The sequence below is a fragment of the Streptomyces sp. XY431 genome, from assembly GCF_001279805.1.
In the GTDB taxonomy this organism is placed as follows: domain Bacteria; phylum Actinomycetota; class Actinomycetes; order Streptomycetales; family Streptomycetaceae; genus Kitasatospora; species Kitasatospora purpeofusca.
Window position 1 is genome coordinate 1 of the sequence record NZ_LGDO01000316.1, and the last position, 517, is coordinate 517.

Sequence of the window (517 nt, forward strand, 5' to 3'; positions counted from 1 at the left end):
TCAACGAATCCAGCGTCCCACCACTGAACCCGAACGCCACCCGCTGCCCCACCGAACCCACGAACGTCCACACACCGTTCTGCCCCGGCACCGTCGTCGTCAGCACCGACGGCGCATCACCCGGCGCGACAGCCACCGAAAGATCCGCAGGCACGGTCCACGCCTTCGCGGTGAGCGAACCGGCGACACCACCGGAGGTCCGCAGGGCAACGGTGTAGGTGCCGTCGACCGGCAACGTCGTCGTGTCGAAACCGCAGGACGTCCCGCAGTACCGCCAATCCGACAGCACCGAGCCGTCCGGCTTCAGTACCGACACCTGTGCCTTGAGTAGATCGAAGGTCCCCCCGGACAGGTCCAGGTACACCCGCTGCCCCGCCGAACCCGCGAACGTCCACGCACCGTTCTGCCCCGGCACCGTCGTCGCAAGCGTCGACCCCGTACCGTCCAGCAGCAGCTGCCTCATGATCTCCGTCGACACACTGGCCGTCATCGACCCCATCGACGCACCGAGCGGATC

At 67.5% G+C, this 517-nt stretch carries 1 protein-coding gene; it reads right to left on the reverse strand.

What is annotated here, in order from left to right; genetic code table 11:
• On the reverse strand, nt 1–463 hold a 463-nt coding region (locus tag ADK60_RS24750; protein ID WP_199839751.1), incomplete at its 3' end, for a PPC domain-containing protein.
• Nucleotides 464–517 lie beyond the last annotated feature (54 nt).